Source organism: Salinimonas marina (assembly GCF_015644725.1).
Lineage (GTDB): Bacteria > Pseudomonadota > Gammaproteobacteria > Enterobacterales > Alteromonadaceae > Alteromonas.
In genome coordinates, this window is record NZ_CP064795.1 from 1,929,693 (window position 1) to 1,953,277 (window position 23,585).

Consider the following 23,585-nt stretch of genomic DNA (forward strand, 5'->3'; position numbering starts at 1 on the left):
TGCTATCCACAGATAGTACTATTCACTGAAATATTGATGCGCAAGTTTACCAGCGTTATACGCCCTTGACGACAGCCTGGCTTTATCTCAGTCATAAAAAAGGCCAGCAATAGGCTGGCCTTTGACAAAAATAGCAGTTTAATTCGCCACTACATCCGGATTACTGATTTTTATGACCTCTGCCTCAGTCGCCAGATACGTTGCCACCTGAGTTTGCATTTCAGTGGTGGCCGCCGCGCTAGCTTCCGGGCTCAGACTCGAACCATGAGCGCCTTCGGTAAAGCGAACCTGTCCTGAGACCGGGTCACCGGTGACGGTGCTGCTAACCTGAGGTAAGCCAATCAGCGCCGCAAGAGGGTTCTGACCCGACAGGGGAAGTTTGGTGGTTACCGGGATAACCTGGTCCGGTTTATTTTCTTCGCTACCATCGCCGATGACCGTCATCATGTGTACCGGAGTGCTTTCTCCCAGACGACTGGCATAATTATTAGGATCGCCCGAGTCCAGTACGGTTTGCGCAGCAAAGGCAAACTCGTTCAGGGTGGCTTCTACTGTCGCAGCCTGCGCCGGTGTCAGCGCCTCTTCAAATTGTCCGACTGCTGCGACCAACTCTTCGCGAGATACATCGGTGGTGCCGTACAACTGCATAAGCAGGCCCTGAAAGTCTTCAGAAGACTCGGACAGCAATAAGCCTTTAATCAGCGGACCGAATGACGGCGACTCAATCAAAAATTGCGCCACACCGCCTCCGGGAGACTCCAGCGACGCCGCGTTTACGGCAAATAATCCATCAAGCGCAGCTAGATCGCCATCTAAAGAGGTATTGGCGACGGCCGCAAAATTACCGCCCGTCATTGCCCCCAGCGAGACTCCCATTACTGACACCTGACCCAGGTTAAATTTAACATTCTGGTCTGTGGTATTATCAATAACTGCATTCAGACCCAGCCGAACACCCAGTAAATCTGCCACACTTTGGCGCAGGTTATCCCGGGCGGTAGGCAGGCTGGCCAGGTTCATATAATGGGTTGGCGTTACCGACGTGGCATTGATATCGTCGGTGCCATCCATGTCGACATCAAAACCACGACTGCCATGCAGCGGCTGGTCAATGGCCACACTGGCAATACCAGCGAGTGCCAGGGAGCCGGTGATAGCCAGCATGTCTTCTTTTTTGCTGGTGATACCGTGATACAGAACCACAACCGGCCAGCCCGCTTCCGGGGTACTCAACGGCACGCCTAGCGCCCCGGCAACCATAGGATCAGGGATGGTCACCTGCACCTCCAGGGTTTGCGCCGAGGTCGCTTGTGGTACCGGGTTGTAACGGGTGATATAGCGATTTTTATCCAGCGGCTTGTCATCAATGCGCAGGTCTGCCAAACCTAGCTGCTGACACAGGGCATTATTAGGACCGGCTTGCGCGGCAGCTTTGACCTCATCACTGGCCCCACCCAGCACAATACCGCTGTCACAGGCTGCCTGCCAAAAAGCGGTTACCGGCGCCATCGGATTTTCCGCCGTGGGCACGCCCAGATAATAAGGCAGGGTGATATCGCCGGCATAATGCTGAGCCGCACAAAACGGCCCTACTTGCTCAAGCAGCCCAGAGGCTAATGGTTCGGCAAAGCTATTCAGAGCACCAAACTGTTCTGCAGCGCCACCGGCGGCGGTCGTCAGCAAGCCATCACAGCTTTGTAGTGAATCAAATCCACCCGCTTCCAAAGTAGCTTCAATCGCTGCCTTGGTGCCGGCATCCAGGTCGGCTGAGGCTTGCAACACAGCGCCGGACAACACTTCATCACTCACCAGATTTAATGCTTTCATTGCAGTAGGGGCGGTAGCATCACCCACCGTCATGGCAGGCAAAGACTCCCCTGCTGCCGGATCGCCGGCCTGCACCCGGGCGGCATACGTTGCCACCGACACCTTTTTCAGTGCCTGTAACGAATCGTCAATGGACTGCGTGGTGAAAGCGGCCACATAGCTAAGTTCTTCACGGTCATAGCCGGCTGACTCTAGCGGCGTGATATAACTGTTTACCAGACCCTGTAACTGCAGCTGTGAGTCTGAGCTTAGCGGCATCGTATTAACATCCTGACGCACCAAATCCCAGGTGGTTGACCCTTTTACCGATTTGCCACTACTGTCTTTGAGTGCATCTGTCACCACCAGCATATAGCCACTGGCCGCTTTTAATGGCTTCAGGGGAATGACAGAAATGGTGTCATCATCGGCCAGGCTGGTAACATAATCTTCACCATAGATAAGCGCATCACCTACTTTGCAGCCGGCGGATGGCGTCGACACTGCCGCACAGTCCGGGTCGCTTTGATCAAGGCCCAGAGTGGCTTCGTGAATAAAGATGCCGGCAGATAAGGTCGACTCATCCAGCGAGGCGCCAGGGGGCGTATCCACATTGATGACAAAAGGGGCCTGGGTAGACCAGCCATCCAACACATTCAATGCATTTCTTGGATCGCCAAAATCGGTAGGATCATCCACCGGAACATTGAGGGTGTAATCGAAAAAGCCATCGTCGCCAGGCAGCATCAGTAAATCATTGGGTGTATTTAAATTACCGGCTGCAGGGTCAAAGACAACTCGGGAAAAAGGGGTTTGTTCAGGAGTTTCAGCTTCGATATCTTCAATGGTGTCACCAGAGCCTCCGCATCCTGCTAACCCCAGCGCCATGGCAACACTGGAACTGATAAGTAGTTTTCTCATTCTTTCTCCCTCAAATTCATTGTTTTTATTGTCTGTTCAAAACCCTGGTTAAGCGACTATCCTGTCTATGATGGACAACTAACCCCAGCACACTACATAAGATTCTAAACATGTAAGACCAGTTACTTATAGGGCAATCTTATTGAGTTTGCAGCAACTTTGCAAAGCTTTGTTAACTTTTTATTTTCTTTTTTGAATTCTTTTTAGCAAACCCTGCCACCAGCGTTTACAAGCAATCTCAGCTTTGTATGATGAGCTTATTCTGTTTTTCGTCGGTGCATGGCTATTGCACCTTTAACAATGAGACCTCCATGAACAATTATCAGGCACCCGCTACTCTTTTGGACGATAAAGTAATACTGGTCACCGGCGCCGGCGATGGTATCGGCGCCCAGGCTGCCAAAACGTATGCAGCCCATGGTGCCACTGTCATCTTATTGGGCCGGACCGTAAGTAAACTTGAAACCGTTTATGATGAAATCGTGGCAGAAAATCACCCGCAGCCAGCCATTATTCCGTTGGATTTGCAGGGCGCCAGCGCCAAAAATTATGCTGATATGGCCGATACCATTGAAGATAAGTTTGGTCGGCTGGATGGGGTGTTACACAATGCGTCGGTGTTGGGCCAGCTGAGCGCATTTGTGGATATTTCTGAACAGGAATGGCAGGAAGTCATGCAGATTAATGTTCACGGGACCGCGCTGATGACGCAAAAGCTGGTACCAGTTTTGCGCTTAGCCCCGGCCGCGTCGGTGATCTTCACCACCTCCAGCGTGGGTCGTAAAGGCCGGGCTTTCTGGGGACCTTATGCAGTGTCAAAGTTTGCCACCGAAGGCATGATGCAGGTACTGGCCAGTGAATTTGAAAATCGTAGCGTGCGGTTCAATTGCATCAATCCGGGCGGTACCCGCACCAGTATGCGAGCCAGTGCCTTTCCGGCCGAAGACCCGCAAACGCTTAAAACCCCGGCCGACATCATGCCTTTATATCTGTACCTGATGGGGGATGACAGCGCCAGGGTCAATGGACAGTCACTAGACTGCCAGCCCAAACCTGCAAACTAGGGCTTCAGTATGCGCCGTGCCCGGCAACACCGGTGCGACAATAACAACAAAAAGGCGACCCTGAGGTCGCCTTTTTTGATGTGGATAAAACGGGTTTATTACCTGCCTAGGTGTTGGCGATTTTTGCCCAGGTATCACGTAGCCCAACGGTCTGATTAAAGACCAGTTTGTTGGTAGTGCTGTCTTTGTCACAACAAAAATAGCCGGTACGCTCAAACTGCCATGCCCCCGAGTCTACACTGGCGGTCGACAAGGTGCGTTCTACGACACCCTGTTTGACGGTCAGGGACTCAGGATTAATCACATCCACAAAATTTTCTTCGGCGGCCGGGTTTGGCACGGTAAACAAACGATCGTACAACCGGAACTCAGCCGGTACCGCAGCGGCCGCGTCTACCCAGTGAATTACGCCTTTAACCTTACGCCCATCGGCCGGGTCTTTGCCCAGCGTCTGGTCATCATAGGTGCAAAAGATGGTGATGATATTCCCTTCATCATCTTTTTCTACATGCTCGGCTCTGATCACATACGCGTTACGCAAACGGACTTCTTTGCCGGTTACCAGGCGCTTGAACTTTTTATTGGCTTCTTCACGAAAATCCTCTGCTTCAATCAGGATTTCGCGACTAAAGGTGATTTCCCGGGTACCCATGCTTTCATCATTGGGATGATTCGGCGCATGCAGCGTTTCTGTTTTACCCTCCGGGTAATTCTCAATCACAATCTTTACCGGGTCCAGCACCGCCATAGCCCGAGGCGCATTCACATTTAAGTCGTCGCGGATACAGGCTTCCAGCATGCCCATTTCAACCATGTTATCCATTTTGGTAACCCCGATTCGTTTACAGAATTCACGAATCGAACCGGCGGTGTAACCCCGACGGCGCAGACCTGCAATGGTCGGCATTCTGGGATCGTCCCAGCCAGACACATGCTGCTCGTCTACCAGCTGAATCAGACGTCGCTTACTCAACACCGTATATTCAAGATTCAGGCGGGAAAACTCGTACTGACGAGGGGTACAGTCAATGGAGATATTGTCAATAACCCAGTCGTACAACCGGCGATTGTCCTGAAATTCCAGGGTACACAGCGAGTGCGTGATGCCTTCCAGTGCATCCGAGATACAATGGGTAAAATCATACATGGGGTACACACACCATTTGTCACCGGTCTGGTGATGGTGGGCAAACCGGACCCGATAAATAACCGGATCGCGCATGCACATAAACGGCGATGCCATGTCAATTTTGGCACGTAAACTACATTGCCCTTCTGCGTATTCACCGGCGGTCATTTTTGCAAACTCGCGACGGTTTGTGTCGACATCGGTGTCACGGTACGGGCTGTTTTTGCCAGGCTCGGTCAATGTACCGCGCAACTCACGCATTTGTTCATGGGTTGAAAAGTCGACATAGGCCAGACCTTTGTCGATAAGCTCATTGGCAAACTGATGCAACTGGTCAAAATAGCCTGAGGAATAGCACGGCTCGCCCTGCCATTCAAAGCCCAGCCAGCGCACATCCTGCTGAATGCTGTTTACAAAAGAAATGTCTTCTTTTTCCGGATTGGTGTCGTCAAAGCGCAGGTTACAACTGCCCTGATAGTCTTCGGCAATACCAAAGTTCAGACAGATAGACTTTGCGTGACCAATATGCAGATAGCCGTTGGGCTCGGGTGGAAAACGCGTTTTCACCTGCTGGTGTAACCCAGACGCCAAATCTTTATCGATAATCTGCCGGATAAAATTGGTCGGACGATTCTCAGTCTCCGCCATTCGCGCATTCCCCTTAAGTAATAATGAAATTTAAAACGGCCCCGAGTATAACATCGGCCATCGGTACGGCGATCTTTTTTCGCCACCTGTTCTGTGTAAATGCTTAAATTTGCAGCGATAGAATGCCGGCGACGGGTGTATTCATCTCTTGCAGCCCACTTTGTGGTATGGTGTCAGCGTCCGATTTTTTTGCATATAAGCTGTTGGCTCCAACTATGAAAGAAAAAGCAACTTCCTTTGATATTGCCCATCGTGCTGGTGTGTCGCAATCTACCGTTTCCCGTGCTCTGAACAATAGCTCACTGGTGAGTCAGCAAACCCGCGATCGCATTGTCAAAATTGCGCAGGAACTTAATTACAAAGTGGATAAAAATGCCAGTAATCTGCGTAAGCAAAAAAGCAATACACTGGCACTATTGTTGTTTCAGGATCCCACCACCGATGACTCGTTAATCAATCCTTTCTTTTTATCCATGCTGGGCAGTATTACCCGGGCCAGTGCGACGGCCGGTTTTGATTTGCTGGTATCGTTTCAGAATATGCAGGATGACTGGCACGCAGAATACGAAGACTCCAATAAAGCCGATGGCATCATTTTACTGGGCTACGGCGATTATCGTTCGTACCGCAGCAAACTGGCCCGGCTGGAAGAACAAGGCACTCATTTTGTACGATGGGGCGCGCCGGATAGCGAACAGCCCGGGATTAATATTGGCTGCGATAATTATCAGGGCGGAGTAGCTGCCACCACGCACCTGATTAAACTGGGTTACCAGCGTATCGCATTTATCGGAGAATGTGGGGAACAGGCCCCCGAATTCAAAGCCCGTTATCAGGGGTATCGGGACGCCCTCAATACTCACCATCTGTTACATGATCATACCCTGCAGTACGATGCCTACTCCACCGAAGTCTCTGGCCGCAATGCGATGCAGCGGATACTGGCAGAATATGAACATCCACGGGCGGTGGTATGTGCCTCCGACCTTATCGCCATCGGGGTGCTGGACGCCATTCGCGATGCCGGCTTACAGGTCCCCAGGATATTGCGGTGGTAGGGTATGACAACATTCCGGTTTCAGGCTATACCTCCCCGGCTTTGACCACGGTGCGGCAAAACACTACCCGCGCGGGCGAGCTGCTGGTCAATACGCTAATCAGTGCCATTAACAAACAGCAAGTACATGATTATCTGATGCCGGCGGACTTGGTGGTCCGGCGCTCCTGTGGCGCCGGACCAACCAGCTGATAGCGGGTTTACTGGCGCGCCATCTGAGATTGAACCTGTTCCAGCAACTCTGGTTGCGATATTTCGCCTTCCAGCACCCATACCTGCACATCATTGGCCCCAACCTGGGTTTGCAAAGCCTGACCTGCACTTAGGGTTAGCTGTTTATCAGACAGTTGTTCTTGCCAGGTGCCTTGTTGCAGATACTTGTCAATTTCAAAACTGGCTGGCTGCTTACCCTTATTTAATAATACCAGCGCGGTCTGGGCAGCGTTTCCTGTCTGTAATACCCGGTAGAACGCCGCGGTATCCCCCGTTAGCGCCACATTAACCTGTAACCCGCGCTGTAACGCCGGGGTATTTTTACGCACATGGGCAATTTCTTTCAGCTGCTGATAAATAACATGCGCTGGTGCCTTATCAATATTCTCCTGACCAAGATAATTACGGTTTCCCTCGTGCTCGGCGGTGCCCCGCATAAAGCCAATCTCGGAACCCTGATAGATCACCGGAATCCCCGGGCCGTAAACAGCCAGTTGTGGGCATTAACAAAACCACTGTCCGGTGCATCCATCCGCGCCATATCGTGATTGTCATAAAATGTAGTCAGCTCGTAAGGATTGGCATACGGTCCATGGGTCAGATGCAAGGTTTCGCTTAACCTACTGTAATCACTATCCGGCTTTGAAAAAACCTCTATCATGGCTTTTTGCATCGGAAAATCCAGCACGCTGACACCACCATTTTTTGGCAGTGTATGCTGGGCAATAAAGTTAGCATCATAGACAAAACTTTCGCCAAACATGAAAAAGTCCGGGTGCTCGGCACGAATGCGATCTGACATTTCACGCCAGAAGGCGTGCGGAACATGGCGAATGGTATCAATACGAAAGGCGTCGGCGCCCTGCTCTATCCAGTACAGGTAAGCATTAATAAGATAGTCCTGCACATCAGGGTTTGTCTCATCCAGATTCGACAGCTGCATTAAATCCGGCTCGTCATGAAAGAAAGCCTGCAACGGCTGACTGGTATCCAGTTCGCTGGGTGGCAGGTTTTGATGATCCGCCACCAGCTTGCCATCCTGGTCATACAACTCACCAAACCCGGGCTGATCCTGCGGCATGGTGAAGCTGGGCGAACCATGATTGGCCACGATATCAAACACGGTTTTAAGTCCATGCTTTTCACGCAGGGTACTGGTGTAATCTTTAAAACTTAAATCGGGGCTGATCAGGTGTTCATCGGCCTTATAAAAGTTGGTGGCCCAATAACCGTGATAACCACTCTTGCCGCCATCTTTAAATGCCCCCCAAAGGTAATGGGCTCGCCGCCGGTGAAGGCTTCATCAGGATTATCCAGTATCGGGGTCAGCCAGATGGCGGTGAACCCCAGGTTTTTAATATACTGCGCATTATCAAGGATCCCCTGCAGATCGCCGCCCATGTAGCCCACATTGGCATGCTGGCCATTTGGACCATCCAGACGAAGGTTCCAGGTCGGGTTGTCGCCCCCTGCTCTTCATGGTTGTTCGACGGGTCGCCATCGACAAAGCGATCCGTAACCACAAAATAAACCGCTTCTTTAGCAAAGGGATGCTGGGTGCCGTAAATCTGGGTGGACGGGGTCTGGGCTGATGCGGCCTGGGTTGAATCCGGCTTCGTGGTGGAGCATGCACTTAGCACGCCCGCGACGGCCAGCGCCGTAATGCCCATAGAAAATTTATGCATAACAAGATTCCTTATAAAGAAGAGTGACGAGCTTCGGGTCTTTTACAAAAAATACCGAAATTGCCGCCAGCAGCATCGAAACACCGGCTACCACGATGATGTACTTAGCTTCGTTATCAAATACATAGGCCAGAATAGAGCCCGAGCAAAGTCCGGCCACAATTTGCGGCACCGCCACGGTAAAATTAAAGATACCCATATATACCCCGGTTTGCCGGGCCGGCAGCGCACCAGCCAGCATCGCGTATGGCATGGCCAGTATCGCCGCCCAGGCAACCCCAATCCCTATCATAGGGATAAGCAGTCGGACGGCGCCCACCGGTACTTCGACCTCGGTAATTAACAGGTTCACGTGCACCAGGTTCAGATCCTGAAACAGTAAAAAGCTGATATACCCCACACCACCGGCCAGCAGCGAGGCTGAATACACCAGCTTACGTCCGAAGCGGTCCGCAAGCTTGGCCAGAAAGATTGAAAAAACCGCGGCGAACACCGAATAGGCGGCGAACAGAATACCCACCCAGTCACCCGCCGCGCCTTTGGCTAACACCACAGAGTCAGGAATCATGGGGACCGTGGCAATAAAGGCCGGATCAAACCATTTTTTATCTACATTCCAGATATGCTGCGTAATCGCCGGGGTGGTGTACACCCACATAATATACAGTGAAAACCACGAGAAAAATTGCACCACTGCCAGTTGCTTCATGGTCGTTGGCATATTAACCACCAACTTCCAGAAGTTGCTCAGGCGCACAGCCATTGGCTGTTTAGGCTCCACCTCTTCAGCTTCAATACCTTTATAGCGATTGTAGTCCTCAGGAGAATATTCTTTGGTTCTGATGACTGTCCAGATCACTGTCCCCAACAATACGGTGGCCCCGATGTAAAATGCCCACATCACCGAGGGGGCCACTTCGCCCATCTGCGCCGTATTTTCCAGGCCCACCACATTGGTCAGCACAAACGGTAGAATGGAACCGATCACTGCACCGATATTAATCAGCAGTGATTGTATGGAGTAGCCCACATTGCGCTGTTCTGAGGGCACCATATCCGAAACCAGCGAGCGGAATGGCTGAAAGCAAATGTTAAAGGAGGCATCCATCAGTGCCAGCATCAGCGCGCCAAAGATCATCGGTGCCATAAAGGTTACAAACAGCGGCGCATTCGGCATCAGCAGCATGCCGATGGCAGCGGCCACCGCACCGGCCAGAATAAAGGGACGGCGGCGACCCAGACCGTTCCAGGTGCGATCTGAGGCGGCCCCCACAATGGGCTGTATTAATAACCCCATAATCGGTGCCACCAGCCAGAATAAAGACAACGAATGCAGATCGGCGCCTAAGTCCGATAAGATTCTTGAAACATTCGCATTTTGCAGCGCAAAGCCAAACTGGACACCTAAGAAGCCAAAGCTGACATTCCAGATTTGCCAGAAATGAAGTCTGGGTTGTTGTGTTTGCATAATTACCACATTTATTATCGTTATCGTTGAATTTTACTACGTTATTGCAGCAGCCATACTGTAGCACTTTGCGCCGGCACTGACAGTGAGGCGGCCGTTGCAGCAACGGTCTTGTTGTCTTTTTAAGCGGGTAAGCTGGGTAATCCTGGAAAGCTGGGGCGAAAAACGTTCCAGCTGTAGCTCGCTAACATCAGCATTTTTATTCAGCCCCCCCATCATAACCGGCATGCCTTGCGGGTCTAGCCTGAAATACACATATATTCCCGCTTCGGGCACATAATGCAAATAGTTACCGGTGACTGCCTCGGGATGCTGCTGTCGAAATGCCAGCAAAGTACGCAGGCGATTCTGCGCCTTTTGCTGTTGGGGATCCAGACCTTCTCCGGTCACTGCATGTTGCTGGTGATGAGGCCAGCCGCCGGGAAAGTCACTGCGGATGATACCGTGTTGGTCAGTACCAGGGTTAGCCATCAGCACCTCGGTACCGTAAAAAATCTGCGGGATCCCCCGGCTGGTCAGAAGGTAGGTCATGGCCATATCCCTCAGCGCATAATTTTCCTCCAGCTGAGTAAAAATTCGACTCATATCCTGATTATCGGTAAAGGTCACCAGATTATACGGGTCCCCATATAAGGCATCACTGGCCAGTATGCCGTAGAGCTCAATCAGGCCACTGCCCCAGCTTTCTTCATTGGTTAATGCATTAACCAGGGCCTGCTGCAGTGGAAAATCCATGACGCTGGGCAACGATGACTGATAACCATCGGCCGGGTGAGAGCCTTGCTGCCAGTACGAGGTAATCACCGGGTTTGTGGTCCATTCTTCACCGACAATATTCAGTTGCGGGTATTGGTTCATCAGGGCTTTGGTCCAGCGACTCAAAAATGCTTTATCTGAATAGGAGTAGGTATCCACCCGAATGCCACTTAGTCCGGCGTATTCAACCCACCATATGGCATTTTGTATCAGAAAAGTGGCCAGAAACGGATTCTGCTGATTAAGATCTGGCATGGTGGGAACAAACCAGCCATCGCTGAAGGCTTTTTTATCGGCCTCGACCCCATGGATATCATGCAGGGCTTCCCGTCGATGGGTGGTGGGCGAAAATTCCCCGCCGTGATGTACCCAGTCTGCAGCAGGCAAATCATCCATCCACGGATGCTTGGAACCGATATGATTGAGCACCACATCCATAATAATACCCATATCACGCTGGCCGGCCTCATGGCTTAACCGGCGATACAGCGAATTCGATCCGTACCGTGGATCGATACGGTAATGATCGGTAATGGCATAGCCATGATAGGAGTAACTGTCCATGGCATTTTCCAGCAATGGCATCGACCAGATTTGGGTAAAGCCCATATGCTGCAAATAATCCAGATGGTTGAGGATGCCCTGGATATCGCCACCGTGGCGGCCGCCGGGGGCGTCTGGCTGATGCTTGTCACTAAGACCGGCAATACTATCATTATCCATATCGCCATTAGCAAAACGGTCAGGCGCTACCAGATAGATGGTCTCCTGCTGATCAAACCCGCGGTCATTGCCGGGCTTCCGGCTATTGAGCGTGTAGGTGAACTGGCCGGTGGTGACGCCCTGCTTGGTGAGAGTGAATAAAAATTCGTCTGGTTCGGCCTCGCTCAAATCAAGATCGATAAATAAATAATTCGGGCTATCCAAAGAAGCAATGTTAATTATTTTCAGCGAGGGGTGGTCTACCGTTACCTGGCTATGGGCAATATTATCGCCGCGCACCATTAACTGCAGTTGTTCGTTGTGCATGCCCGTCCACCAGGTGGGCGGGACGACTGTGGTGCTATTGGCACCGGACTCAGGGGCGGCTACCGCCATGCTCAATGACATCCAGCCAGCCAGAACAATCAACCTACCGGTTTGTTCAAGTGTGCGCAAAACGCCCTGCATGGTGCTCTTCCCTATTATTAAAATTATCGTTACAACCTGACACTGCAAGGTTAACAGAATGTTGCTCTTGCCTGTACGGCTAAGCACCGGCTTGCATACGTATTCAGAACACTTTTTAGTCCCGGAAAAATGGCGTAAAGCCATCTGATAATGAGCGGCAAACAAAGTGATGGTGCTGGGGATCTGTCCAAAAATAAAATTTTGCTAAAGCGTCATTTATGTAGCTTGGCTATTGGAAATTTTGTTCTACACTGGAATATACAGAATATGCCTGAAACTCTTATTGCCAACCCTGTAAAGGACTCCCACCGCTTATCAAGTGGCCTTTGAATATGGCACATTACGACCACCAGGCAAGGCTTCTGAGGCTCTGCGGCCCTGCAGTAACCGCGGCAGAACACACCCAAACACTCTTGAGTGCTGCACGTGCGGCTGTATGTTTAATCACGGTGTAGCCATAAGCACAAGGATTTATATATGCTTAACCCAACCATTTTAGGGCTGGCTAATGCACTGAATGCCTTTCATCCGCGTTCGCCGGTCAGCTACCTGCAGGTGGCTCACTATTGTCGGAATGTGTCGTTGGATATTCTCAAAAAAATGACCCACGAGGTTGAATCCTCCTCAGGTCATAAGGGGCTCTCCCCAGAGGTGATTGTAGAGCAGGTCACCCCCGTCGACTTTCAGGAAAGCTATCTGTTGGCTGAAGTTCGCGGAGTGCCCCGTATGATGGGCCGTCATTTTGTCAGTATGCCCATCGATGAGCGCTGTAAAGGCAGATTGATGGCCATGTCCCAGGGCTGCGCGCGCAATGATGTGCTTATGATATGCGACATCGCGCCGCACGCCCGCTATATTGCCCTGCCCTATGGCGTTAGCCCGGCGAAGGTAACGGTAGAGGATCTGGACCAGTTTGATCACGGGGTTTCCGACATCGTCGTCAGAGTAGAGCGTGCTACTGTCACCTTCAGTAAGCTTTATGATGTGGGCGGCGCGCCCACTGAATTTCTCACCCAGAGTACGCTGCTTGAGGATATCTATGAAAATAACGGAATGCTGGTGTCAGCCAGTGTTCTGAGCTAAACGCTTTCGCTCAGTATGGGTAGACAATCAGTGCTGGCAACAAGAGCGCGTGATAAACGCGCCCTTGTTATCAGATTACCTTGCACCTGTATCTGTTAATACATTACTCGCTGTGGTTAGCTGCAACGGTTAACTCGATAATCTGCGCGTCCGTGGCCGCCACATTTACCTGAACCTGTATACGGTTATGCTGCTGCATTAACGGTATCGTTGTCCCGCTCAATAGCGAATATGCTGTAACCGCGGTGCCGGCCGCCAAACCGGTATGACTTATTGGAATATTCAGGTTTACCTGCTGTTCAGAGTCAGAAAAATTACTGAGCACCAGCAGCGCCTGGTGTGGGTCACTTCGCACAAAGCTATATACCTGGTCACCCTCACCTGATTTGACCGCCTGATTGGCTAGCAAGCTATGCATCTTGCCTTGCATGGCCGGATGATAAGCTGCCAGATTCAGTACGTTGGTATAAAAACGGCGTAAAGCCTGTTCATCATCGGTCAACTGTCCGCCATCAAACTTGCCATCGTTCATCCAACGCTGATGAGCAGGAACACCGGCATAATCGAAGATACTGGTGCGCGATGGATCACCAAATCCCATGTCTTCGCTGCCATCTTCTCCTACTTCCTGGCCAAAATACAACATGTATGGGGCATCACTTTTTAATGCTGAAACCGCCAGCGCCGGCTTCCCCCTCTGTGCATCACCGGCAAAGGGTTCACTGGCAATTCGTTGCTCATCGTGGTTTTCCAGAAAGTGAAGCATGGATGACTCAATATCGCTGACCCGGGCCGCTACGTCATCCAACGACGTTACTGAGTCTTGCTGCTGCATTACCCGTTTCAGGGTATCGTAAAACCCGACTTTATCGTACAGATAGTCCATCAGTCCGCGGTGCAGGTAATCCCGATAACGTTCAGGCTGATATACTTCGGCCAGCAAAAAGGCATCGGGTTTATGGTGCTTGATGGAGGCGTTCAAAAACGACCAGAATTCAACCGGTACCATTTCAGCCATATCAAAACGAAAACCATCTACGCCTTTATCTAACCAGAACAGCGCAATTTCGCGCATACGATACCAGGCATCGGGAAGATCCTGGTTCTGCCAGAAAGCATAGTGTTTGGCATAAGGCTTGTTGGCAAAGTGCACAGGCAGTGCCGGAAAATCAAAACTTCCATCAGGTTTAACACCATAGTTAAGCTTGACGGTCTCATACCAGTCACTCGCGCTGGGTTGAGCTGAGCGGGCGCCATTGCCGGTCCATTTTGCCGGCGTTTCATCAAACTGACCATCTGCCAGAGGATGTGCGGCACCGCCCAGCGGATGAAAGTTTCCAGGATGCTCAGGCACTGCAAATGAGGTGCCCGGAACATAGTAAAAATGATTATCACGCTGGTATTGCTGAGCCGGGTCATCATTGCTACCCAACGCAGGAACGCCCGCTGGTGTATTGACAGATTCGTAATGCCGGGCGACATGGTTTGGCACAATATCAATGATCACTTTCATGCCGTGGGCGTGGGTACGTTTAATGAGGGCTTCAAACTCAGCCATTCTTCGGGCCGGATCCTGTGCTAAATCCGGGTCCACATTATAATAATCTTTTACCGCATACGGTGAGCCTGCCCGGCCTTTGATGACATCGGGGTCATCCAGACTGATGCCATAGGCGGTATAGTCGGTGGTGGTGACATGATGAGGCACACCGGTAAACCAGATATGGGATACCCCCAGCTGCCGGATTTCTGATAATGCGGTATCAGAAAAGTCAGCAAATTTACCGACGCCGTTTTGTTCTATAGATCCCCAGGGCACATTATTACTGTTGGTATTCCCAAACAGGCGTGTAAAAACCTGATACACCACGGGCTTTTGCTGAGTCTGGGATGGGGCCTGAGTTATCGGGGCTGTAGCGGGCATGGTTTCACGCGTATCAGAGACATTGCAGGCACTTAGTATAAGCGTACAAACAGCGGTGAGCGAGAAACGAAGGCCTGAGGCAGAGATGGGGCGCATACGTTAACTTTCCTAACAGAGATTTTCAGCGGATACCAAAAAGCATACCTGTTATAAGAAAGTTAACCTAGCATGTGCATACGTATTCAGCGTGCTTAGGCGGCGCGCTGTTCTTCGTTGATTTTGGTCAGGATAGACGGCTGATGACGGAATATGGCTCCGAAATTCGGCACTTCCTGTAGCTCGGTCATAATCTTACGTTGGAAACGTTGCAATGCCGGCGATACCTGTTGCATAAACTCAACCGGAGACAACTGATAGGCAGCACGCTGACCATGGTAATCAATTTCGTTACCCAGTTGTTCAAAATTGATACCCAGCATCCGTAGGCTTCGGGCCAGACGAGGCTCCATCATGACATAGACATTTTCGATGTCTCGCAACACACAGATACTCGCGGCGAAAAAATATAAAGCCAGTGATAAATAGGGAAAGTTACGACCGGGTTTGTCTTTTTTGAAGCCGTTGTTCAGTGATTTTCCGGTGACCGGAGACACATTGCTGTCGGACTGGCGGCGACGAAAACGCTTAGGAATAGCCAGACGGGAGATTTCACAAATTGAATGACGTGCATAGCGTTGAGGGCTGTTTTCATCCATCCGAATTGCGCTGGGGCAGTTTTGTTCGATGGGGAGTAACTGGCCAGGGTGTTGTGGCATAACCAGACGAATGGTTCCGGCACAATCTCCGGTGGCTTTGTGTTTGATATAGCAACTTAGCGCAAATTCATCAAACTCATCGAATTCCATTTTATTGGGGCGGGTATCTTCAAACCCCATTTCTTCGCAATACACCTGATGGCGTGTTTTAAAGCAGGTACGTTGTTCATGTTCTTCGTTTGCCACAACCAGCGTAAAGTGTTCGAAAAAATGATCCGCAGCCGCATCAATGATTTTATTCATTTTACGACGAACTACAGGCCGAATCATCTGCTTGATTCCAGGTACTTTATGTACTCTTTTAAATGCATTTAGCAAGCGACGTTTCACTATGACTCCCGTTTATGAACTTATCGTTATAATTATCTCCTCTTACAAATTACCTTGGTTGCTTTGACTGCCGGGAAAAAGCGCAGGCAGAGTCAGTCTGGTTAAGAAAATGTCATGCCTGACGGCAGTGTCATTTTTGCTCAACAATTTCTAAGGCAACTTTTGGAAATTCTTTGAAAAAATGAGGATTAATTATTCTTTGTCAGAGTATATCAACTATTGTGCCAGTGTTGCCTTTTATACGTATAAAGCACTTTGATGTATTTTTTATACCAATACTGTCTGGCACCACGTAATGCTCCGGCGTCAGACCCCAGGTTTTGCTGAACCAGCAAAAAATGTATCAGCAAAAACAACAAGATCACATTCTTTACACGGGGTGACGTCGATAGCACTTAAAATCTAAAACAACGGAGATTAGCAAGAATATCCACGGTCGCTCTGACCCTGGAAGTAGACTAAAGGACAACGGAAAAAACAGTGCTTGCGTCCCGGCCCGGGGGTCTTTGAATTTAGGCTATGGAGATTTTATCAACGGCGGGGACACAAGGTGTATGATTTTGGCTTCACCCATTTTTATATAAGCCTGAAAAAACCGCGAAAGATGATGATAAACGACACTAACTATATGAATTTCATCTAACTTTTATATCTGTCTGCATTTGGTGACATGCATTGTTTTCGGGTTATTTATTGTTCACCTGTCCCACCCGGGTACGGTTGTTTTTATCCCGAGAGGCGCGAATCAGGTCATCGCCTGACCGGTATTGAGATTTGGCCATTCGATCGTATAACACCACATTCACCGTAGCGGCCAGGTTCATGCAGCCACGGGTAGGTATATACACTACTTTATCGCACCAGCTCAAATCCTGCTGTGATAGCGAGCCATCTTCTGGGCCGAATACATAAAAGGCATTGTCCGGATGTTCAAATTCCGGCAGCGGCTGTGCCCCTTCAACTAACTCTATCGCTACTGTGGTGGCATTTTGGGGAATGACCTCACTGAGCTGCTCAACCCCCACCGTAGGAATGAGCTTGTGCATCGCCTTGGTATCAGCATTAAACTCTTTTGCCCGCCGATAACGCTCGCCCGTATAAAAAACACTGGTGGCACCATAGCAACCGGCGGCGCGCAGCACCGAAGCAACATTGACCGCTGACTTGGGATTACACAAACCTATGCTATAAACAGACGGTAGCGACAGTGGCTGAGAACAGGACATGGCGATTTTATGCTCAAATTAAGGGCGCCAGAGTATGCCAGACTTAGCGCCCCGTGTCATGCCATTCTCAATCCAACACGCTGGTGGTGGTAAGCTCGCGCACCAGGTCTGCTAACCGCTGCTGACTGATCAACGCGGCCGAGGTTTCGATATCGGGCGCAAAATATCGGTCTTTATCATAAAAGCGCACATTGTCTCGTAACAGCCCGTGCACTTGCTGTAGCGGGGCGCTGGTTTTAAGCGGCGCCCGAAAGTCGATACCCTGCGCGGCGGCCAGCCATTCAATTGCCAGAATACCGGCGACATTAGAAAATATATCTGCCAGCCGCCGTCCCGCGAACGTGGCCATGGAGACATGATCTTCCTGGTTGGCCGAGGTTGGCAACGAGTCAATTGATGCCGGATGCGCCAGCGTTTTGTTTTCACTGGCCAGTGCGGCGGCGGTGACCTGGGCAATCATAAAGCCGCTGTTAACCCCGCCATTATCAACCAGGAAGGCGGGCAGCCCGCTTAAGCCGCTGTCGATAAGCAATGCCATGCGCCGTTCTGACAGCGCGCCAATCTCGCTTAAAGCAATGGCCAGGTTATCCGCGGTCATCGCCACAGTTTCTGCGTGAAAATTGCCCCCGGACAAAATTACCTCGTCATCGGCAAACACCAGGGGGTTGTCAGAGACCCCATTGGCCTCGGTTTGCAGGGTCTGGGCAGCAAAGCGTAGTTGCTGTAACACCGCCCCCATCACCTGCGGCTGACAGCGCAAGGAATAGGGATCCTGAACTTTCTGGCAGTCCTGATGCGAATCCCCAATGGCTGAGTCTTGCAGTAATTCGCGAAACAACAAAGCTGTATCGCTTTGCGCCTGATGACCGCGAACTTCATGAATGCGGCCATCAAAGGGAACCCGTGAACCCAGCGCGGCGTCCACACTTAGGGCGCCGATACCCAGGGCACTCAAATAAGCACTTTCGGTGAAAAACAACCCCTGTAACGCCAAAGCGGTGGAAGCCTGGGTGCCATTTAATAACGCCAGGCCTTCTTTGGGGGCCAGTGTCATCGGGACGAGACCGGCGGCCTGTAAGCCTTCCTGGGCGGGTTTACGCTGCTGGTTAATTAGCACCTCCCCTTCCCCTAACAGCACAACGCTCATATGCGCCAGCGGCGCCAGATCGCCTGAGGCCCCCACCGAGCCTTTGACTGGTATAGCAGGCCAGATTTGCGTGTTGTACAGGGTGATGAGCGCTTCAATAACGTCCAGTCGAATACCCGAATACCCCCGTGCCAGCGAGTTTATTTTAAGCAACATCAACAGCCGTACACACGACTCACTCATCAGCTCGCCAATACCGGCGGCATGGGACAGCACAATACTTTTTTGCAGTAGCGCCAGCTCTTGTTTTTCAATGCGGGTATTGGCCAGTAACCCAAAGCCGGTATTGATGCCATAGACCGTGCGGCCTTCCTCGACCACTTTTTGCACCAGTGCACAAGAGGCCTCGATAGCCTGGTGGGCCTCCCTGGCCAGTTTAATCGGCCGGTGCTGGCGCAGGCATTGGCGGCAATCATCCAGGGTCAGCTGGCCGGGGTACAATATAAACGGCGCCGTCATTATTTTTGCTCCTGCATCGGTAAGTCCAGCCCATGTTGCTGAGCGCATTGCCGGGCCAGGTCATAGCCGGCATCAGCATGTCGCATAACGCCGCTGGCCGGATCGTTATGTAATACCCGGGCGATGCGCTCATCGGCTTCGTGGCTGCCGTCACACACAATCACCATCCCGGCATGCTGACTAAAGCCCATGCCCACGCCCCCACCATGGTGCAGACTTACCCAGGTGGCCCCACCTGCGGTATTCAGCATCGCGTTTAGCAGCGGCCAGTCAGACACCGCATCAGATCCATCCAGCATGGCTTCCGTTTCGCGGTTTGGCGATGCCACCGACCCCGAATCAAGATGATCGCGGCCGATGACAATCGGCGCGCTGAGGATCTTATCCCTGACCATTTGATTAAATGCCAGTCCTAATTTTTGCCGTAAGCCCAGCCCTACCCAGCAAATACGGGCGGGCAGTCCCTGAAACTGAATTCGTTCCCGGGCCATATCCAGCCATTGATGCAAATGGGTATCATCCGGGATCAGTTGTTTTACTTTGGCATCAGTGTGATAAATATCCTGCGGATCCCCGGATAATGCTACCCAGCGAAATGGACCTATGCCCTGACAAAACAAAGGACGGATATACGCTGGCACAAACCCTGGAAAATCAAATGCATTATCTACCCCGGTTTCCATGGCCATTTGCCGGATATTATTGCCGTAGTCCAGGGTGGCAGAGCCATTACTTTGCATTTTTAACATGGCTCTGACCTGGTCTGCCATCGACTCCCTGGCGGCCTTTACCACTGCATCAGGCTCTGTTTTTCGTAATGCTTTGGTTTTTTCCAGACTCCAGCCTTTTGGCACATAGCCATTTAGCGGATCATGAGCACTGGTTTGATCGGTCACCACATCGGGGGTGACTCTATTTTCAAGAATTTGTTGATACACTTCGGCGGCATTGCCCAGTAAGCCGATAGAAACGGGCTGATTATTACGCAGCGCCGCATTGAGCATTTCCTGCGCCTGTTCCCAGTTATGGGCTTTTTGGTCCAGATAGCCACTGGCCAGCCGAAAATCAATGCGACTTTCATCAACCTCCACGGCTATCATCGAAAACCCTGCCATTGTAGCGGCGAGTGGCTGAGCGCCGCCCATACCCCCGAGCCCGCCGGTCAGAATCCAGCGCCCCCGACTATTGCCATTAAAATGGGTTCGGGCCACGCTCACAAAGGTTTCATAGGTGCCTTGTACGATGCCCTGAGAGCCTATATAAATCCACGATCCGGCGGTCATCTGGCCGTACATCATCAGTCCTTTACGATCCAGTTCATTAAAATGCTCCCAGGTCGCCCACCGGGGCACCAGGTTGGAGTTGGCAATCAGCACCCGCGGCGCATTGGCATGAGTTGGAAACACCCCCACCGGTTTTCCCGACTGAATCAACAAGGTTTCGGTATCTTCAAGGCGCTGCAATACCTCCACAATTTTGTCGAATGACTCCCAGTCCCGGGCGGCCCTGCCAATGCCCCCATAAACCACCAGCTCATCGGGGTGTTCCGCTACCTGCGGATCCAGATTATTCATAAGCATGCGCAGTATTGCTTCGCATTGCCAGCTTTTTGCCGTAAGCGTGGTGCCGGTAGCAGCTTTGATGGAGCGTTCTGGTTGATAACGGCTCATAGGGCCTCCTGTGCGTCGCTAAAGTTAAGGTGACTACCCAGCCGATACCGGGCGCCTGGATGAGTTAAGGTAGCAATACTGACGATGCCCTGCCGGCAGAATGTGCGCCGGTGGATAGTAAGACAGGCCTCGCCAGGCTCGATATCAAGCAGCTGTGCGGTGGGGGCATCAGCCAGATGCGCTTCCACACTATGATCAGCTTCGGTAAGCGGTGCTACCCGGGATAAGTACGCATTCACCGAGTGCGATTGCAGCTGCTGCTGTAAAAAGTCCGGAGCCAAATCGGGATTAACCCATCGTGTCTCCAGCTGTACTGGCTGATGATTCTGCCAGTGCACTAATTGACAATAATACAAGGATTGCGGCGTGCTCAGCCCCAGAAACCCGGCTATTGCACTGGTTGCGGGCCGGGCCTCATGAGCCAGAACCTGCAGACGGTAGTGCTGATGGCGAGCTTCAATTTCCTCTTTTATGCCGGTGATGGTAAGCAGCGAACTCATGGGCCGCTGGTCGCTGACAAAAGTTCCTGCCCCCTGCGCCCGTGCCAGAATGCCTTCATCCACCAGCTCAGTAAGCGCCCGGCGTGCGGTCATACGGCTCACCTGGTGCACCCCGGCCAATTGGTTTTCAGAGGCAATTTTATCGCCCGGCCGCAACTGCCCAGTCTCTATCTGATGCAGCAGCGCCTGTTTTATCTCTACAAACCGTGGTTGCATGCGTGGCCCTTATGTTAATTTTATGTTACTTTAGCGAAATGAACTTGTATATACAAGTAGCATCTGTCCGCGCAGAGTAAACTTCACAGGAGCAAACTGCATGGCCGTAACTCTTATCGACAATGTCAATGTGATGAGCATGGATCCCTGCCAGACTGACAATGGCATCGAGCGTCAGACTCAGCTATGGATACAGGATGATAAAATTCTGGCGGTGGGCTCACCGCCAGCGCCGCCGCCAGTGCCGGATCATCATATTGATGGTACCAATAGGTGGGCGCTGCCCGGATTTATTGATTGCCATACTCATCTGGTGTACGGCGGCAGCCGCGCCGATGAGTTTCGTCAGCGGTTGTCAGGAACCAGTTATCAGGACATTGCCCGGGCCGGCGGCGGTATTCAAAAGACCGTACGCGATACCCGCAATGCCGGGGCTGAAGAATTATTGCAGCACAGTCTGCGTCGGGGCCGGCGCCTTATCGAAGAAGGGGTTACCACACTTGAGATAAAATCCGGTTATGGGCTGGATCAGCAAACCGAGCTAACCATGCTCGAGGTCGCGGCCAGGCTTGGATCCCAGTTGCCGGTTAATGTGTCGCGCACCTACCTGGGTGCTCATACCCTGCCGCCTGAGTTTGAAGATGATGCCGATGGCTATATTGACTTTGTCTGCCACACCATGATCCCCACCATTGCTGCGGGCAAGCACGCCACTGCCGTCGATGTATTTTGTGAAACCGTAGGCTTTACCCGGGCCCAGGCCGAACGGGTCTTTGCGGCTGCACAACAGGCCGGCCTGGCCATTAAGCTTCATGCTGAACAGCTATCTGACAGCAAGGGGGCAGTGCTCGCCGCGCAATACCAGGCCTGCAGTGTTGATCACATTGAGTACCTGGCCGCCGACGATATCCCTATGCTAGCGAAGGCCGGGTGCGTGGCCGTGCTGCTACCCGGCGCATTTTATTATTTAAGAGAGTCGAAGAAGCCGCCGGTTGCCGCCCTGCGACAACACCAGGTGCCGATGGCGGTGGCCAGCGATCATAACCCCGGCACCTCCCCCATCTGCTCACTGCTTACCTGCGCCACTATGGCCTGCCTCGAATTTGGTTTAACCTGTGAAGAAGCGTTACTTGGCATCACCAGCCATGCGGCGCAGGCACTTCAACTGTCAAATAAAGGCCGCTTGCGCGCCGGGATGGATGCCGATGTGTGTTTGTGGGATATTCGGGAGCCGGCTGATCTTATTTATGAAATCAATGGTTTCAGACCCACGTGTCGTTGGGTAGGAGGACAGTATGTCGATGGCTAGTTTGTGGCAGGGTCGCAGTGATGCCGATGAGGGTCACCGGGCTTTGCGCTGGCATCAGGTGGTTAACCAGCCTGAGCAACTGACTCATTTGCATCCGACCCCGCAAATGTTACCGGCACTGGCGCTATTGGGCTACCCCTGTGACCTGGGCGTGGCGCTCAACCACGGCCGGGTGGGCGCGGCTGCAGGTCCCAATGCGCTGCGCAAAATGCTGGCAAACCTGCCGTGGGATATTAATGGACAGTTGGTGGATGCCGGCGATACGCATTTGCAAGCAACCCTGGCGCAGACCCAGCACTATTACCGGCAGCGCCTGGCCACGCTGTTATCCAGCCATGCTGCTGTGCTGGCTTTAGGTGGCGGCCATGATATTGCGTTAGGCAGTTATTTAGCCTTAGCCGATTCCCTGCCCTCAGACTCGGTAATTGGAATAATCAATATTGATGCGCATCTTGACTTAAGATCGCCGGCCAAAGGCGGCTCGTCGGGAACGCCGTTTCGGCAAATTGCGCAATGGTGTGAGGCCCAGGACCGTGATTTTCATTATGCCTGTTTAGGCGCCTCCCAAGCCGCCAATACGCCCGCATTATACGATTATGCGAAGCAAAATAATGTTCACATTCTGCCAGATATCGATTTTACCTTAGCCAATGCCCAAGCGCTGCTAAGCCCTTTTTTACAATACATTGACACCCTGTATGTCACGGTTTGTATGGACGCCTTTGCGGCCAGCGCCGCCCCCGGGGTCAGTGCGCCGGCAGCGCTCGGGATCGACCCGTTACCGGTAATTAAACTGATCAACTGGCTTGGGCATGCTGCCGAGCAGGCCTCAGTAACCTGGAAACTGGCCGATATTGCCGAGCTCAACCCAATTTATGATGAGCAGTTAAAAACCGCCCGGCTGGCGAGTCGTATCGGCTTTGAACTGGCCAGTGCTCTGTTTATTAATCCTTGCGTAAAACGTTAATATATTGTTGCTTTAATGTGCTGATTTTGATTAAGTTGTAAGCGCTATCATTCGGGCAGTAGGTAGACGGAACTATTAAATC

14 protein-coding genes and 2 pseudogenes are annotated in these 23,585 nt (G+C 51.7%); 5 read left to right on the forward strand and 11 right to left on the reverse strand.

The features are described 5' to 3' along the window. Window positions 1-138 precede the first annotated feature (138 nt). Window positions 139-2,727, reverse strand: coding sequence for a VolA/Pla-1 family phospholipase (locus IT774_RS08525; protein ID WP_195809424.1), 2,589 nt, complete (start codon window positions 2,725-2,727; stop codon window positions 139-141). Window positions 2,728-3,038: 311 nt separating this feature from the next. Here IT774_RS08525 and IT774_RS08530 point away from each other — a divergent pair, with 311 nt between their 5' ends. Further along, window positions 3,039-3,791 carry a YciK family oxidoreductase gene (locus IT774_RS08530; RefSeq protein ID WP_195812246.1) on the forward strand — a complete coding sequence of 251 codons (753 nt, stop codon included), beginning with the start codon at window positions 3,039-3,041 and terminating at the stop codon, window positions 3,789-3,791. A gap of 106 nt (window positions 3,792-3,897) precedes the next feature. Here IT774_RS08530 and glnS read toward each other — a convergent pair whose 3' ends face one another. Further along, complete coding sequence (gene glnS, locus IT774_RS08535; RefSeq protein WP_195809425.1) at window positions 3,898-5,568, reverse strand: glutamine--tRNA ligase; 1,671 nt, start codon at window positions 5,566-5,568, stop codon at window positions 3,898-3,900. 215 nt (window positions 5,569-5,783) lie between these two features. Here glnS and IT774_RS08540 point away from each other — a divergent pair. Beyond that, window positions 5,784-6,817 (forward strand): annotated as a pseudogene (locus IT774_RS08540) (LacI family DNA-binding transcriptional regulator). Window positions 6,818-6,825: 8 nt separating this feature from the next. Here the strand turns inward: IT774_RS08540 and IT774_RS08545 are convergent. The 3 genes and pseudogenes from IT774_RS08545 to IT774_RS08555 form a co-directional block, all read right to left on the reverse strand. Next, window positions 6,826-8,523: pseudogene (locus IT774_RS08545) on the reverse strand (alpha-amylase family glycosyl hydrolase). Beyond that, window positions 8,516-9,991, reverse strand: coding sequence for an MFS transporter (locus IT774_RS08550; RefSeq protein WP_195809426.1), 1,476 nt, complete (start codon window positions 9,989-9,991; stop codon window positions 8,516-8,518). The pseudogene IT774_RS08545 and the gene IT774_RS08550 overlap by 8 nt, the downstream one beginning before the upstream one ends. Before the next feature lie 36 nt (window positions 9,992-10,027). Beyond that, the gene (locus tag IT774_RS08555) at window positions 10,028-11,917 is read right to left on the reverse strand and encodes a glycoside hydrolase family 13 protein (RefSeq protein WP_195809427.1); all 1,890 of its coding nucleotides are present in this window, start codon (window positions 11,915-11,917) and stop codon (window positions 10,028-10,030) included. A 477-nt stretch (window positions 11,918-12,394) separates the two neighbouring features. Here IT774_RS08555 and IT774_RS08560 point away from each other — a divergent pair, with 477 nt between their 5' ends. After that, window positions 12,395-13,000, forward strand: coding sequence for a hypothetical protein (locus IT774_RS08560; RefSeq protein WP_195809428.1), 606 nt, complete (start codon window positions 12,395-12,397; stop codon window positions 12,998-13,000). A gap of 103 nt (window positions 13,001-13,103) precedes the next feature. Here IT774_RS08560 and IT774_RS08565 read toward each other — a convergent pair whose 3' ends face one another. The 6 genes from IT774_RS08565 to IT774_RS08590 all read right to left on the reverse strand — a co-directional run bounded on the left by IT774_RS08565 (window position 13,104) and on the right by IT774_RS08590 (window position 21,227). Beyond that, entirely contained in the window at window positions 13,104-15,020 is a 1,917-nt protein-coding gene (locus IT774_RS08565; protein ID WP_195809429.1) for an alpha-amylase family glycosyl hydrolase, read from the reverse strand. Window positions 15,021-15,115: 95 nt separating this feature from the next. Beyond that, window positions 15,116-15,949, reverse strand: coding sequence for a PEP-CTERM/exosortase system-associated acyltransferase (locus IT774_RS08570; RefSeq protein WP_195809430.1), 834 nt, complete (start codon window positions 15,947-15,949; stop codon window positions 15,116-15,118). Window positions 15,950-16,695: 746 nt separating this feature from the next. Next, window positions 16,696-17,235 (reverse strand): RNA methyltransferase, encoded by a 540-nt coding sequence (locus tag IT774_RS08575; protein ID WP_195809431.1) that lies wholly within the window; start codon window positions 17,233-17,235, stop codon window positions 16,696-16,698. Between the two features lie 67 nt (window positions 17,236-17,302). Continuing rightward, window positions 17,303-18,841: a histidine ammonia-lyase gene (hutH, locus tag IT774_RS08580; RefSeq protein WP_195809432.1), complete on the reverse strand. Its 1,539-nt coding sequence runs from the start codon at window positions 18,839-18,841 to the stop codon at window positions 17,303-17,305. Then, complete coding sequence (hutU, locus tag IT774_RS08585; protein WP_195809433.1) at window positions 18,841-20,511, reverse strand: urocanate hydratase; 1,671 nt, start codon at window positions 20,509-20,511, stop codon at window positions 18,841-18,843. Before hutU ends, hutH begins: the two co-directional genes overlap by 1 nt. Further along, window positions 20,508-21,227, reverse strand: a complete 720-nt coding sequence (locus IT774_RS08590; RefSeq protein WP_195809434.1) for a UTRA domain-containing protein — start codon at window positions 21,225-21,227, stop codon at window positions 20,508-20,510. The genes hutU and IT774_RS08590 overlap by 4 nt, the downstream gene beginning before the upstream one ends. A 100-nt stretch (window positions 21,228-21,327) precedes the next feature. On the opposite strand from IT774_RS08590, the gene hutI reads away from it, so the two are divergent. After that, window positions 21,328-22,536: an imidazolonepropionase gene (gene hutI, locus IT774_RS08595; RefSeq protein WP_195809435.1), complete on the forward strand. Its 1,209-nt coding sequence runs from the start codon at window positions 21,328-21,330 to the stop codon at window positions 22,534-22,536. Beyond that, window positions 22,523-23,503 (forward strand): formimidoylglutamase, encoded by a 981-nt coding sequence (gene hutG / locus IT774_RS08600; RefSeq protein WP_195809436.1) that lies wholly within the window; start codon window positions 22,523-22,525, stop codon window positions 23,501-23,503. Before hutI ends, hutG begins: the two co-directional genes overlap by 14 nt. Window positions 23,504-23,585 lie beyond the last annotated feature (82 nt).